This window comes from Butyrivibrio sp. FCS006, from assembly GCF_000424525.1.
GTDB lineage: Bacteria > Bacillota > Clostridia > Lachnospirales > Lachnospiraceae > Butyrivibrio.
This window is the reverse complement of record NZ_AUKB01000008.1, coordinates 699,734-716,150: the sequence shown is the minus strand read 5'-3', so window position 1 is coordinate 716,150 and position 16,417 is coordinate 699,734. Positions and strand designations below refer to the sequence as shown.

Below are 16,417 nucleotides of genomic sequence, written 5' to 3'. Positions count from 1 at the left end.
AGCAGGTCCCAAGGGTTGGGCTGTTCGCCCATTAAAGCGGTACGCGAGCTGGGTTCAGAACGTCGTGAGACAGTTCGGTCCCTATCCGGCGCGGGCGTAGGATATCTGAGAGGAGCTGTCCTTAGTACGAGAGGACCGGGATGGACGGACCGCTGGTGTATCAGCTGCACCGCCAGGTGCATAAGGCTGGGTAGCCACGTCCGGAAGGGATAAACGCTGAAGGCATCTAAGCGTGAAGCCCCCCTCAAGATGAGATATCCCTCCTTTATGGAGTAAGACCCCTTGGAGAGTACGAGGTTAGATAGGCACAAGGTGTAAGCACGGTAACGTGTTCAGCTGATGTGTACTAATAGGTCGAGGGCTTATCCAAAAAAGCAAAGATTAGGGCTGTGAGAACTTGCTGAGGTATTTCACGAAGCTAGTTCGAGCGTGTTCTGGCTCGTGCAAAGCACGAGAGCAGAACTTCGATGTAACAGAGATTTCAGTATTCGGTTTTGAGGGTACAATTTTTTATTGCATTTTTAAACGAAATACAAAATTTATAAAAAACTTATAAATCAAATCTTAAAAGACGGACAACTGTCCGTCTTTTTTGTTTTTTTGTATTTATTTGTAAAAAATTATGATATACTTAATGAGGATATTTAAATAATTTTCAATCGGTTTTATGTTAGTTTTTAACTTAAATTTCTTACGTGAGGTGAGCGAATGGAATCAAAAATCCTGCTTGAAAGCGGCAACAACGAGTTAGAAGTACTTGAGTTTAAAATCGATGATCACTGCTACGGTATCAACGTTGCAAAGATTAAAGAGATTATTGTTTATCAGGAAGTGACGCCTGTACCCAACGCCCACCCTAGTATAGAAGGTATATTTATGCCTCGTGATACTATGATCACGGCTATCGATCTTAGAAACTGCTTGCAGCGCGGCGCTTCTAAGGCTGGCGGATTATTCATTATCACAAACTTCAACAAACTTGATATTGCGTTCCATGTTGACTCTGTAGTTGGTATCCACAGAGTATCATGGGCTGATATTATTAAGCCTAATGCTACAATTTCAAAGGCTGAAGAGAGTATTTCAACAGGTATCATCAAGTTTGAAAATCAGCTGATCATTATCCTCGATTTTGAGAAGATTGTATCTGATATCAATCCTAATACCGGTCTTAATATGGATGCTCTCGGTGACATCGGATCCCGTCCTCGTAATGAGGTTCCTATTGTTCTTGCTGAGGATTCACAGCTTCTTAATAAGCTTATCGTTGATTCCCTTAACAAGGCAGGATACAACAACGTAAGACATTTCGAAAACGGAAAGCTTGCGTATGACTATATCAAAGCTTGTAAGGACAGAAACGAGCTTGATAAAGTAAAATGTATCATAACTGATATTGAGATGCCTATCATGGATGGACACAGGCTTACAAAGCTCATTAAGAGCGATGATGCTACCAAGGATATACCTCTTATCATTTTCTCATCCCTTGTTAATGAGGAAATGCGCAGAAAGGGAGAATCCCTTGGAGCTGACAGACAGTTATCAAAACCTGAGATTGGAAATCTCGTATCTGTAATTGATGAACTAGTTAATGCAACGGATGGCTGATATTAACTGATCCCAACTCCCTTTGCTAACTCAGTTATGAAAACATGTTTTCAATGACTGCTTTGGTAAAGGGAGATTTTTTTATTAAACGGGGTAATGATTATGGAAAAGAGCCTGTCTGAATATATAAACGAAAGCGATATGCTTGTTATTGGAATCGGCAGTGAATGGGACTGGATAAAAAAGGGTATTAAGAAAGACCTGCGATACCAGGAACTGCGTAAATACTGCGACGAAGAAGAAAACGCCTGGCTTTGGCCCATAGTTGAGTTTGAGTATGGCTATTACAATAACGATGAGAGAATAGATGAAGCTTATAAAGGCCTTAGAAAATTAGTTGGGCAAAAGAGCTATTTCCTTGTTTCTGATCTTTTTATTCAGGATGCTTTTTTAAACGGCTTTGAAGAAGAACACTGTGTTTATCCCTGCGGTAATTACAGGTATCTTCAGAGCAATGACCCTGAGGAAGAACTCATAGAAGTTACAAAATCAGAAGATTTTCAGGGGATAGTAAGCAGGATACATATGATAATTAATGAAAGAAATGGCATACTGGGAGAGGAAGAAACCTTTTATAAACCATTTTTTGACGGAAAATTATTATATCTTAACCAAAAACGCGAAGAATATAGTAAAATTAAATATAACGAGAGAGCTTATTTATATTATTGGGATAAGTATCAGCAATATCTTTCAAGTACCCTGGGTAAAAACCTGCTGATTCTTGAGCTTGGTGTTTCCCTGGATTATCCCACTGTTATAAGATGGCCTTTTGAGAAGGTTACCTTTATAAATAAAAAGGCTCATCTTATCAGAGTACACGAAAAGCTGTTTCATCATACCCCCGAAATAAAAGTAAAAACCGATTCCATACAGATGAATTCGGTTAATTATATTTTGCAGGAGAGTGAAGGGCTATGAATTCGAACAACGAGGAGTATCTCGACAGTTTACTGAATTCCGCTCAAAAATCGAATAGCAACAACCCTCAGTCTGCACTCAGCAGAATGTCCTCTATGCGTAATTCCTCCGGTTCACCAAGTGGATCAGGGGATATTGGCGCGCTTGTAAATAATTCAAATGGCAATAAAGATCTGGATGAGATCGGAAGTCTCCTCAGTAAGCTTGATGCTGATGAGATTGTAGATGACAGGATGGCAGATCTTTTAGATGATATTGAATCTCCTACAGATCCGGCTGTTCCGGTGTTCAGAGTTGGCGCAGATCCCACAAGTGATGACGTAAGAGACCCTGAGGAAATAGCCCTTGATGAAGCCATTGCCGATGCCGAGAGAATGGATGCAGAGATCCAGAGCGGCAAATTTGACGGAATGCCGGCTAATACAGGGGCACCCCTTGTTGATACCACGGAGGGCGACGACGCTCTTTTAGAAATGGCTCCGGAGGTTTCGCTTCCGGAGGATAATCAGGTCATTTTGGAAAAAGACGGAAGTTCTGACGCTGATCAGACTCCTGAAGAGATTCTGACAGATCTTTTGGATGATATGCCTGACGGATCGCTGACGAATCCGGGCGAAGAGGATATGCAGGACAGTCTCAGCGAAGTCCTCGATAATATGAAGGAAGAGGGCGAGGATGAAGCTGCGCAGCCGGAGGCAAATCCGGAAGAATTAAATGTAGATAACCTTTCACTTGATGATCTTGAAAACGCTATGGATGAGATGGTCGGCGCTGATGCTGAGGCACAAGAGCCTGCTGCAGATGTAGGGAGTACGCCGGAAGAGCCAAAAGATGAATTAGATGATATAGATCTTTCAGGATTTACTTTGGATGGAGGAGAGCCTGAGGAACATAATCTTGAGGCAGCACCTGAAGCTGCCCCAGAAGAAGCTGATGCACCACCCATAGAAATCGACTTAGATTCATTTTTGGAATCACCCGATGATGCAGGCAGTGATGAAAAGAGCGCAGAAGCACCTGCAGCTGATGCACCTGCTGCAGATAGCGGTGATGTTTCCCTGGATGCTATATCTGAGGATGATTTTAATCTGGAAACCTTAGAGGCCAGCCTTGATAATCTTCTTGGGGCTGATGAAGGAGATACAAGCGCTACTGATGGTGAAGTAGCAGCACTTGCTGAAGTTGCGGAATCCAACGCCGCTGCCGGCGAGGAATCAGGCGGTGAAGAAGTATCCATGCAGGATCTTGATGCTCTTATGAACTCTCTCGCAAATGATGAGATTGAGGACATAGAGAGCACAGCTGCCAAGGACGAAGAGACAGGACATGCAGAGGAATCTGAGATTCCTAAGGAAGATATACTTGATGCGCTGACAGAGGATGGCTTTGGTGATGAAGGAGCAGGAGAGCCGTCTCTTGAAGAACTTGCATCAATACCCGAGAGGAGCAAGGAAGACTCCGGAGAAGAGGATGAAAAGCCCTCAAAAGGTAAGAAAAAGAAAGAAAAGAAGGGCGATAAAGGCGATAAAGAAAAGAAGCCCGGCTTTTTTGCAAGACTGTTGCAGGCTCTGACTAAAGAGGATGAAGAACCAGAGAATGAGGGTCTTGCAAGCCTGACCGAGGAAAACCAGCAGGTTCTTGATGAGCTTGGCGAAGGCGGAGCTCCAAAGGGCAAGAAAAAGAAAGAAAAGAAGGAAAAGAAGCCCAAAGAGAAGAAGCCAAAGAAGGAAAAGCCACCGAAGGAAAAGAAGCCTCCGAAGCCCAAGAAGGAGAAAAAGCCAAAACCTCCTAAGGAACCCGGAGCGCCTGAAAAGGCTATTTCACCTAAGAAGATCGCTATTTCAGGAATATTTGCAGCCAGCCTTGGTATTCTGATCATGATACCTGCTCTTGTTCTTCCTGACAGGATTGCTTCAGAGAGAGCAGAGACAGCGTATACCCACAGAGAATATACCACAGCCTACAAGATGCTCTACGGAAAAGATATGACGGAGAAGGAGACTGTTATCTATGAGCAGTCGAGAGTTCTTGCCTGGGCACAGAGGTATCTCGACGGATATGATAATTACACTGCAATGAATATGAAGGAAGAAGCGCTTGATATGCTTCTTATGGCCAAGAGGAATAAGGAAGTTCTTTTAGCGGAAGCTGAAAAGTATAGTGTTGAAATTGAAGTTAAGAGCGTGTACGATAGTATAGAATCGTTGCTTTCAGAGAGTTATGGTCTGTCAGAGGCAGACGTTGAGGAGATTAACTCGATCAAGAAGGATAGAGATTATACTATCAGGCTCATGGAGATTGTAGGAACTCTGGAGTCGTAACTGCTTTGAGGCATCGATACCTGGGAAGGGAGAAGATGCCAAGTGGTAGCAATTATCGACTATGATGCAGGAAATATAAAGAGTGTGGAGAAGGCCTTCCAGTATCTTGGGGCTGACACAGAAGTTACCAGAGATTCTGAAACTATCTTCAGAGCAGACCATGTTGTTCTTCCGGGAGTTGGTGCGTTTGGCGATGCCATGGACCGGATCAGGGAGTATGGTCTTGAGAACATAATAAATGAAGTTGTAAAAAAGGAAGTACCCTTTTTGGGAATATGCCTGGGTCAGCAGCTTTTATTCGAGTCCAGTAAGGAGTCGGAGGGAGCTCGTGGCCTGGGCATTTTGCGTGGTGAGATAATAGATATTCCGGATAAGGATGATAAGGGAAACTTATACAAGATTCCGCAGATTGGCTGGAATAGTCTTAAGATAACAGAAGGCGCAAGGCTTTTTAAAGGAATATCAGGTGAACCTTATGTATATTTTGTTCACTCATACTATCTGAAGGCTGCAGACAGATCCATTGTAGCAGCTACTACAGACTATTCGGTAACAATAGATGCCTCTGTAGAGTGCGGAAATGTCTTTGCCTGCCAGTTCCATCCTGAAAAGAGCGCAGATGTTGGAATGCAGATACTGGATAACTTTTTACACATATAGGAGCAAAAAGTATGCTTACAAAGAGAATCATTCCCTGCCTTGATGTAAACAACGGCAGGGTTGTAAAGGGAATAAATTTCGTAAATCTTAAAGATGCAGGAGATCCGGTATCTGTCGGTGAAGCCTATTCCAAGGCAGGAGCCGATGAGCTGGTTTTCCTCGATATCACTGCTTCCAATGAGAGAAGAGCTACTGTAGCCGACATGGTAAGGGAAGTGGCCAAAAAGGTCTTTATCCCGTTTACCGTTGGCGGAGGAATCAGGACTGTTGATGATGTCAGAGCAATTCTTAGAGAAGGCGCCGATAAGGTAGCTGTTAACTCTGCTGCCATAGACAGACCGGAGCTAATTGCAGAGGCTGCTGAGAAGTTCGGAAGCCAGTGCGTTGTTCTTGCCATCGATGCCAAGAGGCGAGAGGATGGAAACGGCTGGAGCGTATATAAATTCGGTGGAAGAATTGATATGGGCCTCGATGCTGTAGAGTGGGCTAAGAAGGGCGTAGAGCTTGGAGCCGGCGAGATCCTTCTTACAAGCATGGACTGCGACGGAACCAAGAACGGATATGACATAGAGCTTACAAGAGCTGTGGCAGATGCAGTTTCAGTGCCTGTTATAGCTTCCGGCGGAGCAGGAGAACTGTCGCATTTTTTTGATGCACTTACAGAGGGTGGAGCTGACGCGGCTCTTGCTGCATCTCTTTTCCATTATAAAGAGCTTGAGATCAACCAGGTAAAAGAGTACCTTGCTGGGAAAGGAGTTCCGGTCAGATGGGGATGATAGAAGGCGACTGGCTTGAAGCAGTTGGCGGTGAGTTTAAAAAGCCGTATTATAAGAACCTTTATGAATTTGTAAAAAATGAATACAGTACTCATGTGGTATATCCACCATCTGAGGACATATTTAATGCTCTGCATTTTACGCCTCTTAAGGACGTGAAGGTGCTGATACTTGGGCAGGATCCGTATCATGAGCCGGGGCAGGCACATGGACTCTCATTTTCCGTGCTTCCTGGTAAGGCTGATACACCGCCGTCACTTCAGAATATTTATAAAGAGCTTAATGATGACCTCGGGTGCTATATACCCAACAACGGATATCTTAAGAAATGGGCTGATCAGGGCGTTCTTATGCTGAACACTGTTCTGACGGTCAGAGCACATGCTGCCAATTCCCATCAGGGAAAAGGCTGGGAGCAGTTTACTGACGCCATAATCCAGGCTGTTAATAAAAAAGACGAGCCTGTTGTTTATATGCTCTGGGGAAGACCTGCGCAGATGAAGAGATCAATGCTCAATAACCCCAAACACCTGGTCCTTACAGCACCTCATCCAAGCCCTTTATCTGCCTACAGAGGATTCTTTGGCTGCAAGCATTTCAGCAAGGCTAACGAGTTCCTGAAAGCCAATGGTGTTGAGCCAATTGACTGGCAGATAGAGAATATTTAAGTTTACTCTTGCAATATAGCACACCAACGTGTTAAAGTTTGAGGTAAGTTTTTATTGTATGAGTACCAGGAGGATATTATGAAAAAACCTTTTGTAACCCTGGAGAAAGTCCAGGAGATCGTTAAAACCTATCCGACACCTTTTCACATCTATGACGAAGAGGGCTTTACCAAGAATGCCAAGGCAGTATATGAGGCTTTTTCATGGAATAAGGGATTTAAGGAATATTTCGCAGTAAAGGCAACACCTAACCCAAGACTTATGGAGATCTTAAAGAGCCTTGGATGCGGCTTTGACTGCTCATCAATGACAGAGCTTATGCTCAGCAATGCTATCGGTGCAGCAGGAGAGGACATCATGTTTTCATCAAACGATACTCCCCCTGAGGAGTTTGTATATGCCGATAAGCTGGGCGCAATCATAAATCTTGATGATTTCACTCACATCGATTTTCTTGAAAAGACAATTGGCAAGATCCCTGAGACCATCTCCTGCAGATACAATCCCGGCGGAGTATTTACCATGGCCAATCAGATCATGGATAACCCCGGAGATTCCAAGTATGGAATGACCAAGGACCAGCTCTTTGAGGCTTTCAAGATCCTCAAGGAGAAAGGTGCCAAGAGATTTGGTATTCACGCATTCCTTGCCAGCAATACAGTTACCAATGACTATTATCCTGAACTTGCAGGACAGCTCTTTGAGCTTGCTGTAGAGCTTCAGAATAAGACAGGTGCCAAGGTGGCATTTATCAACCTCTCAGGTGGCGTAGGCGTTGCATATAAGCCTGACCAGGAGAGCAATGACATCGCTGCAATCGGAAGAGGCGTTCGCGAGCAGTTTGAAAAGATCCTTGTTCCCGCTGGAATGGGAGATGTGTCTATCTTCACTGAGATGGGCAGATACATGATGGCTCCATACGGTGCTCTTGTTACAAAGGCAATCCATGAGAAGCACATCTACAAGGAGTACATCGGTGTTGATGCCTGCGCAGTAAACCTTATGAGACCGGCAATGTATGGCGCATATCACCACATCACCGTCCTTGGAAAAGAGAATGCACCTCTTGATCACGTATATGATGTAACCGGCTCACTTTGTGAGAACAATGATAAATTTGCAATTGAGAGAGCGTTACCTAAGATTGACAAGGGAGATTACCTCTTTATCCACGACACGGGAGCTCACGGATTCTCAATGGGCTACAACTACAACGGCAAGCTCAAGAGCGCAGAGCTTCTTCTTAGGAAGGACGGAAGCGTAGAGCTTATCAGAAGAGCCGAGACTCCAAGAGATTATTTTGCTACTTTCGATGGCCTTAAGGTGTATGATAAGTTAAAAGAGATCATGGATAACGAAGGCGTTTGAAATTTATGAAGGTGCATTTAGAGCGCATAGAAAAAGAAATCTTTAAATATATCCCGGCACTAATGGGATGCTGGGCAATTCAGCTGCTAATGGGAATTACCGTAAGAAATCCACTTACGGTAGTTCTTTTTGCGTGCATTTATTTCCTGAATAAATGGGTGCTTGGCTCAAAATATAAGGAAAAGCCACCTGTTTTAATGCTGCTGGGATGGGGGATTTTGCCTACGGCTTTGTCTCTTTTTATAACGCGTCTTGTCTATAGAATGATCACGGCACAGTTTTCCAGTGGGATGTTTAAAGCTCTTGCTGTAATTATCATGTGCTGCGGGCTTTTTATCCTGTTTTCGCTCCTGTACATGGCTGTTTGTATGCTCCTTAAGAGAGACAAATTTGAGAAAAAGGTAGCAGAAGTTGATGACGTAAAGTATAAGAAAGCTACCAAAGCTTTGGAGAACAAGGTTTTCCTTGTTACAGCCGCAATTTGCCTTCTGGGATATCTTCCGTATTTTCTTTATGAGTTTCCGGGCATTATGACCGCCGATTCTCTGGTTCAGTATCAGCAGGTTGTTGGAATAACAGGATTCTCTAACCATCATCCGGTAGTCCATACGCTGCTCATAAAGCTCTTTTACCGGATCGGTGTAATGCTGACGCAGGATAAGATTGCAGGGATTGCCTGCTACACACAGTTTCAGATGGTGTTTATGTGTCTGTGTAATGCTGCTGCGGTAAGAGAGATTGTAAGGATAGAAGAGCATGTCAATTTGAGGCATGTTGTACAGGCTGTCATTTTCTTTGCTTTTGTGCCTTTTAATGCTGTATTTGCCGTGACTGTATGGAAGGATGTTCCGTTTGCAGGCCTGACAGTACTTTTTGGATGCCTTATTGCAGAGATGTACACCAGAAGGGATACGGGGGTTAAAGTTACTGATTATATCCTGTTTTTTGTGCTCTCTGTACTTCTGATGCTATTTAGATCCAATGCATTTTTTGCAATGATACCGTTCCTTGTAATATTCGTAATGCTCTTTAAAAAGCAGCTTGTGCCGGTTCTGGTTACAGCGATATTGTCGATAGCAGTAGTCGTTGTCATCAAAGGACCTGTATTTGAGGCCTTCAATGTGGCAAGTCCGGACTTTACTGAGTCTCTTTCTGTGCCGCTTCAGCAGGTGGCCAGAGTCCTTGTGGAGGATGGAAATGTCTCAGATGAAGAACTTGCGCTTATCGATGCCGTAATTGACAGAACTTATGTAAAAGAGCTTTATGCAGCAAATTACGCTGATAACATAAAAGAACTCGTAAGGGCCGGACATCCGGAGGTTCTGGAAGCAAATAAAGGTCAGTATTTTGGGCTCTGGTTTAAGCTTTTTTTAAAGAATCCGGGGTTGTACGTAAAGGCCTGGTATGACTTAACCGGCGGCTATATCTATCCTGATGTGGCTTATAGTGTAGGAAATGTGGACGGAATCATGTCTAACGATATGGGACTCTATGCAAGCCCTATTATCGGTGGAAGGTTTATCAAGGTAAAAGAGATCCTTCTTAAACTCGGGGATTTCATGCCTGTATATGGAATGTTATTCAGCATTGGTGCATATTTTTGGGGACTTCTGATAACACTTATTGTAGCTGTAAGGAAGAAGAGGAACATCACGCTTCATATTCTGTTGCTCCTTATTGTGGCTACACTTCTTATTGCATCGCCTGTGGTGGATTTCAGATATGGATATGCATATGTGCTTACTATGCCCATTTGGATAGTGCTAGCGCTTTTTGGAAAAAACAAGGAGAGTGAAGAAAAGTTATGATGGACACTCAGATACAGGAGTTTACAAGGTATCTCAAAAGTGTAAAAAAGACCTCCGATAACACCGTTATATCCTACAAAAGAGACCTGGAGAGAATGGTTTCTTACATGGAGAGAAGAGGGATAACCGATGTTAAGGACATAACTCAGGATCGTCTGTTGGACTACGCTGGTAGCCTTCAGGATGAGCATTTTGCTGCGTCATCCATAACAAGGCACTATACCTCGATAAAGGCTTTCTTCCGTTATATGCTTGAGAACGGCAATATTGATGATAACCCTGCGGAGACACTAAAGAGCCCACAGATAGAGAAGAAGGGACCAAGAGTACTGACTACGGTAGAAATTGAGGACCTTCTGAGCCAGGACTTTGGCAGCGATGCCAAGGGAATAAGAGACAGAGCGATACTTGAGCTTATGTATGCGACAGGTCTTAAGGCATCGGAAGTTATAGGACTTAAGCTCTCAAACGTTGACCTGAGCCTTAGCTGTATAAGGATTACGGGAAGTGGCAAGAACGCCAAGGAAAGGCTCGTGCCTTACGGCAGGAAAGCCAAGGATGCCCTAGGGAGCTATCTTTTAAAGGCAAGAGCTGAGCTCCTTGAAGGTGATGAAGATGACGAGACAGTTTTCCTTAACTGCAGCGGAACACCCATGAGCAGACAGGGACTTTGGAAGCTGATAAAGACCTATGTTAAGAAGGCGGGGATCAATTCAGATATTACTCCGTTTACTTTAAGGCACTCATTTGCTGTGCATCTGGTTGATAACGGAGCAGATGTATCTTCGGTTCAGGAACTGATGGGATATTCGGAGAGTAACACGATTTCCAGATATATTAAAAAGAAAGATAATTCAAAAGACCCATTCGCCTGGGCAAGGATCAGAAACTAAAAATGAGCCCTAGGGACGGAGTCAGTGGCTCATTTTCAGAATTTTCTGAAAATGAACCCCTGACTCCGTCCCCAGGGCTCATTTCAATGTCATGACATTTCTGCGATATCAAGAAGGAGCCTCTCTGTGTCGTCCCATCCAAGACATGGATCTGTGATGGACTTTCCGTAGATTCCCTCGCCGATCTTCTGGCAGCCTTCTTCAATGTAACTCTCGATCATAACGCCCTTTACAAGCTTCTTGATGTCGGGGTTGTGGTTTCTTGAGTGAAGGACCTCTTTTACAATCCTGATCTGTTCCTTGAACTGCTTGTTGGAGTTATTGTGGTTGGCATCAATGATGGCAGCCGGATTAACGATTTCTCTCTGTTCATAGAGCTTAAGCAGAAGGCTTAAGTCCTCGTAGTGGTAGTTGGGAAGTGACTGGCCATGCTTGTTGCTGGAGCCCCTGAGTACGCAGTGTGCAAGAGGATTACCGTTGGTATTGACTTCATAGCCTCTGTAAACGAAGGTGTGAGGCTGTTGAGCTGCGTAAACGGAATTGAGCATGACGCTTAAGGTTCCACTGGTAGGATTCTTCATTCCGGCAGGAACATCAAAGCCGCTGGCTGTCATTCTGTGCTCCTGGTCCTCAACGCTTCTGGCACCGATGGCCACATAAGAGAGGATATCTGCAACATAGCCCCAGTTCTCGGGGTAGAGCATCTCATCAGCTGCTGTAAGGCCGGATTCCTCGATGGCCTTAATCTGCATGTGTCTCATGGCAACAAGACCGGCTCTGAAATCTGTCTTGCCCTCAGGATCGGGCTGAGAGGTGATTCCCTTATATCCATCGCCCGTTGTACGAGGCTTGTTGGTATAGATTCTGGGGATAAGGATCAGTTTGTCCTTAACCTTATCGTTTAATTTGCCAAGGCGTGATACGTAATCGCAGACAGCATCCTCGTTGTCGGCAGAGCATGGGCCTACAACAACCAGAAACTTGTCGCTCTTTCCTGTGAATACGTCAGCGATCATGGCGTCTCTCTCTTTTTTGAGTGCTGTCAGCTCCTTGCCAAGGGGATACTCATGTCTGATCTCCTCGGGAGTAGGGAGCTTCTGTATATATTCAAAAGACATTTCTATTCCTCCAAATTTAATAGTCGAGTTTCACTATAGCACTTTAAACCGTAAAAGTAAAGCTAATTCTTCATCAGTAATATCATAGAGCGAAGCGACTATTTTATCAATCTCAGCAGGATCCGGCTGCATTGTAAGCTCAGAAAGCCTCTTTTGGTCAGCTTCAGAGCACTTTGCGATAGGGAGCATTTCAAGGGCAGAGCGCAGAACCTTCATGTTTCTGAACCTGTGCCTGTAATAAAAGCTCATGACTGAGGAATTCAGGATCGCCATTATGTATCTGGTGCTATAGCCATTCATATGCGGAATGATAATATTTGCGCTGTTCAGAGAAACAAGTCCTTCGTTATCTATGGCGACAACCGGTTCATCAGCTATAAATCTGTAAAAGAGCTTTTCTTTTGTCCGATAGAACTTCTCCGGAGCACATTGCTGAAAGCTCTCCGGGTTGAATCGCAGATATTTCCTAGCCGGAAGCAGTGAATACTTCGTCAGCTCTTTTCCCGTAATTACAGGTTCGTAGCCGGGAAGCGGTGTATCGGAGAGCAGAGTCTTGTTGGAGCCGGTTACAATGCCAAGGGCAAAGTCTGCATTGCCTTCCAAGGTAAAATGTGGCACTGACTCAATCTTTTTCAAAAGAGCATATTCCGTATCGTCGCAGATAAGCTGGAAGCTTGATGATGCAAGGCGTCCAGAGTCAGCAGTAAAGCTCTTTTTGGTGATGAGCTCAGATTTTCTTGATTTTGAAAAAGAGACCTCGGTCTTATAGTCTTTAGCTTTTTTGGATGTCTTTTTCAGTGTCAGTATCACGCATGGGCACTGGACTTTATCAAATACCTCACCGAGATAATGGATTGACAGAACCTGTGCTTTACCCAACATTAGGCTGCGAATGGCAGTGTGGAGCCTGACATCCAGGATCGACTCCGGTAGGAGAAAAGACATTACTCCGTTATCTGCAAGGCTTTCAAGGCTCTTTTCTATAAATAATGAGAAGGACTCGGGATTCTTGTCGCCGGTATAGGAGACAAAGAGCTCTTTTAGCATCTTTTGCTCATTTTTAGAATATACGAATCCCCAGGGCGGATTGCCAATCATCAGGTCATAATGATCGCCTGATTCATTTTTTAAATAATCCTGCAACAAAATGTGACTCTTAATTGTATCTAAATTAGAAGCGGTTCTTATGTTGTATTTAAGAACCAGATTGATCCTGGCTATGGCAACGGCTTCCGGGTCGATATCAGAGCCATAAACGTTCTTTGGTAGCAGACTTTTTGGAAGGCGAAGCAGGAAATTTCCTGTGCCACAGGCGGGATCTATCAGCTTCATATCGGAAGGCAGATCTTTTGGGAACGCTTCATCTACGATCTTGTCCACCACGTAGAATGGGGTGTAGTAAGAGCCGGTGGATTTCTTTTCCTGAAGGCGGCGGAGCGAGATATAGAGCATACCCAGGGTATCCTCCCCCTCAATATAATTTAGAGGATACTCGTCCAAGATACTGAAAGGAAGGGCTTTAGAAGCCTTTCCTAAAAGGGAATCTATAACGCCCGCCGGAATGTCTTTTGACATGCAAAAAGAGCGTGCGTAGGCATGGATAATGTCACGGACGTTGATGCGCTTACCGGTCAGCTCGACAATAAGAGCTTTTATAATTGGATAATTTGGTGAATTGCTGTCGATGTAGGACTTTGGTATATAGTTTTCGCTATTCCTGGTCTTGTTGCGACGGCTTTTTAAGTATTCGGAAGTATCCAGGGCTTTGTGAAGGCGCATGATATCAGCCCTTAAAAAGACATAGTGACGCCTTGAGATGCAGGAGAGTTTCCCAAGCTTCACCCAGTTTTTAACTGTGGCTTCGGAAATGCCAAGAATCTCAGAGGCCTTTGATATGCTGATTGTCTCGTTGTCTAAATCTTTTGTGCCCATATTTACATTATTAATGGGCGCAAACAAAATTGCAAGTGCAAAACCTACTCCCATGCTGTATAATGGCATGGTTTGATGTTTAGAGAAATTAAGGTAAGGAAAGTGTAATGAAAAAGGGAAAAGGTCTTTTAACAGGATTATTACTGGTGCTGGTCATGGCAGCCATAATTACAGGGTCACTGGTTGCGGGATATAAGTTTATTACGACCATTAACAGAGACGCCAAGAAGCGCTTTGATGAGGTTTCCAAGAATATCGAGTCTGCAAGCAAGGAGAAACTCGGCATTTCATTGGATCAGCATTTGGGCATTGATGAGACGAAGCTCCTGGGATATGAAGAGAAGGAGAAGAGAAACTATCAAGGCGCAAGGATATATGAGTGCAACAGCTATATCTTTAATGACAGGGGAGATGTTCTTACTGACTTTTTTAAGGAGGACAGCTACGGACTTCCTATACGCTTTGATGCTGACAGAAAGTATGGAGTGCTTCAGAATAAAGGCGGTTGCTATTTGATAGATTCCAATCTTAACTACACCAAGATAGCAGAGGACTGTGTTTACTGCGGAATAAATTTTGAGGGAACATACGCTTTTTATACATCAGATTCCGGAATTTGCCTCTATGAAATTGAGAATAAGAAAGAAATAGTGATAGATGATAGCGGCTTTGACGCCTGCATATCACCTAACGGTAAGATGCTTTGTTATATTAAATATCAAAGCGGCGGAGATACAGCAGTTTATATTGCCGGTATTGACAAGGAGCCGGAGTGTATAGATATGACTGATTCCGGATTTTATCATCCTTATGTAGTATCTGACGATGGCAAGTATGCTTTCTATGAAGCAAATGATACATCCATTGGAACAGGGCTTATGTGCTCCAATAACGGCGAGAGAATGAAGCTCAGCAAAAACTATACCAGGACACTTCTTTTTGACAGAAATTGCCAGAAGGTTCTGTTTTATTACGACAAAAGGATAAGGTATTACGATGTGTTTACCGATTCTGTTGTGGACCTGAGCATTGATGATGATATCAGCGAGCTTAAAGGCTTCGGAGATTATAACTATGTAATGAATGATTCATACTACTCAATGGTCCTTGATGCATCGAATTTTGAAGAAAATGTAATAATAACAGGCTACAGGAGTGTATATTGCACAAATGGTGTGATTCCGGAAGCTGTTCTTTTATCAGAAGGCTATTGCAATAACTTTGGCTTATCCAAGGAAGGACCGGGCTGTGTTTTCGAGAGAGAGGATGCCATTGTAAAGGCGGTATATACCGTTGGTGAGGTTTTAGAAACTACACTGTATGAGGACACAGAACATATTGCCTACGTTTCAATGAATGATGATCTGAGCGAAGGGGTTATGCTCATACGTGAAAAAGTGGAAGACGAATACGTTTATAATCTCTACAGCTTAGCAGAAGACGGCACAAAAGAGTTTGTGGCTGAATGCGGTAAGAATTTTATTGATTCCATTAGGTGGGATAAATTCTTTAAAAAATGCTATTATATAAGTGATGGTAATATTTACAGCTTAAGTATAAAGACCGGTGAAACAAAGCTCATAGCAAGTGATTGTGACTCATTTGACTATGTGTTTTCCAGGGATGCAGTCCCGGGATTTAAGGATAATAGCGGTAAATTGTTCTATATCATCAATGATAAAGTATACGAGCGATAAGGGATTTTTCTCATGAAAAAGCCGTATGGGGGCATAACAAACGTATCTAAATATCTGATGGAGCAATATGGGCAGAGGGGGATTCTGGTCAAAAGAGGCAGATCCATCCTCATGAATCAGATGTCCATGGAGCAGATAAGCGGCCGAGTTACAAGGAACTGCTCAGTAGTGGCAGTTACGAGAGTGGTTGATTATTATCGCCAGCAGCTAAAGCTCCCCGGAATTCCTGAGGATATTCACGAGCTTTACAAATTCGTGGAAGAGGTGGCAGAAGCCTACGGCTATACAGATAAGAGAGGAACAATGCCTTTCTTTATCGCAGGTATTACAAGGGAGACCTTTAAGGAGTATGGAGTCAAGGCGAGATGCAGAGGCGTCTATGTCTGGAGCTTTGAAAAACATGTTGTTCGTGAGATATCGGAAGGTAGACCGGTCATCATGAACATCGCAAGGGGGTTCTATAAAGACCACACAATAGTTGTGGCAGGTTACAGTATATGGAAGGTTGGGGATAAGCTCTATCCCATGCTAAGAGTTATAGACGGCTGGAAGAAGGGCATCCACTACATAGATTACGAAGCATTTTCAAAAGATATATCACAGTCAATTTTTGGTTCCTTTAACACCACCAGGATTTCTTAAGA

The 16,417-nt window shown here is 43.6% G+C and carries 13 protein-coding genes and 1 rRNA gene; 12 read left to right on the top strand and 2 right to left on the bottom strand.

The annotated features are described in order from the left end of the window. From G633_RS0103085 to G633_RS0103040, 10 genes are all read left to right on the top strand, one after another. Window positions 1-370: ribosomal RNA gene (locus G633_RS0103085) — 23S ribosomal RNA — on the top strand; the annotation flags it as partial. A gap of 338 nt (window positions 371-708) precedes the next feature. After that, entirely contained in the window at window positions 709-1,611 is a 903-nt protein-coding gene (locus tag G633_RS0103080) for a chemotaxis protein (protein ID WP_022766981.1), read from the top strand. A 102-nt stretch (window positions 1,612-1,713) separates the two neighbouring features. Further along, window positions 1,714-2,532, top strand: coding sequence for a hypothetical protein (locus G633_RS19040; protein ID WP_155834904.1), 819 nt, complete (start codon window positions 1,714-1,716; stop codon window positions 2,530-2,532). Continuing rightward, window positions 2,529-4,853, top strand: coding sequence for a hypothetical protein (locus tag G633_RS0103070; protein WP_026519034.1), 2,325 nt, complete (start codon window positions 2,529-2,531; stop codon window positions 4,851-4,853). Before G633_RS19040 ends, G633_RS0103070 begins: the two co-directional genes overlap by 4 nt. A gap of 42 nt (window positions 4,854-4,895) precedes the next feature. Continuing rightward, a complete protein-coding gene (hisH, locus tag G633_RS0103065; RefSeq protein ID WP_026519033.1) occupies window positions 4,896-5,513 on the top strand; it encodes an imidazole glycerol phosphate synthase subunit HisH in 618 nt (205 codons plus the stop codon). Window positions 5,514-5,524: 11 nt separating this feature from the next. After that, a complete protein-coding gene (hisF, locus tag G633_RS0103060) occupies window positions 5,525-6,289 on the top strand; it encodes an imidazole glycerol phosphate synthase subunit HisF (RefSeq protein ID WP_026519032.1) in 765 nt (254 codons plus the stop codon). Continuing rightward, window positions 6,280-6,957 (top strand): uracil-DNA glycosylase, encoded by a 678-nt coding sequence (locus tag G633_RS0103055; RefSeq protein WP_022766986.1) that lies wholly within the window; start codon window positions 6,280-6,282, stop codon window positions 6,955-6,957. The genes hisF and G633_RS0103055 overlap by 10 nt, the downstream gene beginning before the upstream one ends. A gap of 75 nt (window positions 6,958-7,032) precedes the next feature. Further along, window positions 7,033-8,325: a diaminopimelate decarboxylase gene (locus G633_RS0103050; RefSeq protein WP_026519031.1), complete on the top strand. Its 1,293-nt coding sequence runs from the start codon at window positions 7,033-7,035 to the stop codon at window positions 8,323-8,325. Window positions 8,326-8,330: 5 nt separating this feature from the next. Continuing rightward, window positions 8,331-10,133, top strand: coding sequence for a DUF6020 family protein (locus G633_RS0103045; RefSeq protein WP_026519030.1), 1,803 nt, complete (start codon window positions 8,331-8,333; stop codon window positions 10,131-10,133). After that, window positions 10,130-11,026, top strand: a complete 897-nt coding sequence (locus tag G633_RS0103040; RefSeq protein WP_022766989.1) for a tyrosine-type recombinase/integrase — start codon at window positions 10,130-10,132, stop codon at window positions 11,024-11,026. Before G633_RS0103045 ends, G633_RS0103040 begins: the two co-directional genes overlap by 4 nt. Window positions 11,027-11,115: 89 nt before the next feature. Here the strand turns inward: G633_RS0103040 and G633_RS0103035 are convergent, their stop codons facing one another. After that, window positions 11,116-12,144, bottom strand: coding sequence for a 3-deoxy-7-phosphoheptulonate synthase (locus G633_RS0103035; RefSeq protein WP_026519029.1), 1,029 nt, complete (start codon window positions 12,142-12,144; stop codon window positions 11,116-11,118). Between the two features lie 33 nt (window positions 12,145-12,177). Next, window positions 12,178-14,076, bottom strand: a complete 1,899-nt coding sequence (locus tag G633_RS17195; protein WP_196804220.1) for a TaqI-like C-terminal specificity domain-containing protein — start codon at window positions 14,074-14,076, stop codon at window positions 12,178-12,180. Window positions 14,077-14,183: 107 nt separating this feature from the next. Here G633_RS17195 and G633_RS0103025 point away from each other — a divergent pair, with 107 nt between their 5' ends. Together G633_RS0103025 and G633_RS0103020 are read left to right on the top strand one after the other, a co-directional pair. Beyond that, the gene (locus G633_RS0103025; RefSeq protein ID WP_026519028.1) at window positions 14,184-15,773 is read left to right on the top strand and encodes a hypothetical protein; all 1,590 of its coding nucleotides are present in this window, start codon (window positions 14,184-14,186) and stop codon (window positions 15,771-15,773) included. A 12-nt stretch (window positions 15,774-15,785) separates the two neighbouring features. Further along, window positions 15,786-16,415, top strand: a complete 630-nt coding sequence (locus G633_RS0103020) for a C39 family peptidase (RefSeq protein ID WP_022766993.1) — start codon at window positions 15,786-15,788, stop codon at window positions 16,413-16,415. The last annotated feature ends 2 nt before the right edge of the window (window positions 16,416-16,417 follow it).

What these genes read in the sequence shown, in the direction of transcription:
- G633_RS0103080 (WP_022766981.1), top strand. Translation starts at nt 709, where the DNA reads ATGGAATCAAAAATCCTGCTTGAAAGCGGCAACAACGAGTTAGAAGTA.
- G633_RS19040 (WP_155834904.1), top strand. Translation starts at nt 1,714, where the DNA reads ATGGAAAAGAGCCTGTCTGAATATATAAACGAAAGCGATATGCTTGTT.
- G633_RS0103070 (WP_026519034.1), top strand. Translation starts at nt 2,529, where the DNA reads ATGAATTCGAACAACGAGGAGTATCTCGACAGTTTACTGAATTCCGCT.
- hisF (WP_026519032.1), top strand. Translation starts at nt 5,525, where the DNA reads ATGCTTACAAAGAGAATCATTCCCTGCCTTGATGTAAACAACGGCAGG.
- G633_RS0103055 (WP_022766986.1), top strand. Translation starts at nt 6,280, where the DNA reads ATGGGGATGATAGAAGGCGACTGGCTTGAAGCAGTTGGCGGTGAGTTT.
- G633_RS0103045 (WP_026519030.1), top strand. Translation starts at nt 8,331, where the DNA reads ATGAAGGTGCATTTAGAGCGCATAGAAAAAGAAATCTTTAAATATATC.
- G633_RS0103040 (WP_022766989.1), top strand. Translation starts at nt 10,130, where the DNA reads ATGATGGACACTCAGATACAGGAGTTTACAAGGTATCTCAAAAGTGTA.
- G633_RS0103035 (WP_026519029.1), bottom strand. Translation starts at nt 12,144, where the DNA reads ATGTCTTTTGAATATATACAGAAGCTCCCTACTCCCGAGGAGATCAGA.
- G633_RS17195 (WP_196804220.1), bottom strand. Translation starts at nt 14,076, where the DNA reads ATGGGCACAAAAGATTTAGACAACGAGACAATCAGCATATCAAAGGCC.
- G633_RS0103025 (WP_026519028.1), top strand. Translation starts at nt 14,184, where the DNA reads ATGAAAAAGGGAAAAGGTCTTTTAACAGGATTATTACTGGTGCTGGTC.
- G633_RS0103020 (WP_022766993.1), top strand. Translation starts at nt 15,786, where the DNA reads ATGAAAAAGCCGTATGGGGGCATAACAAACGTATCTAAATATCTGATG.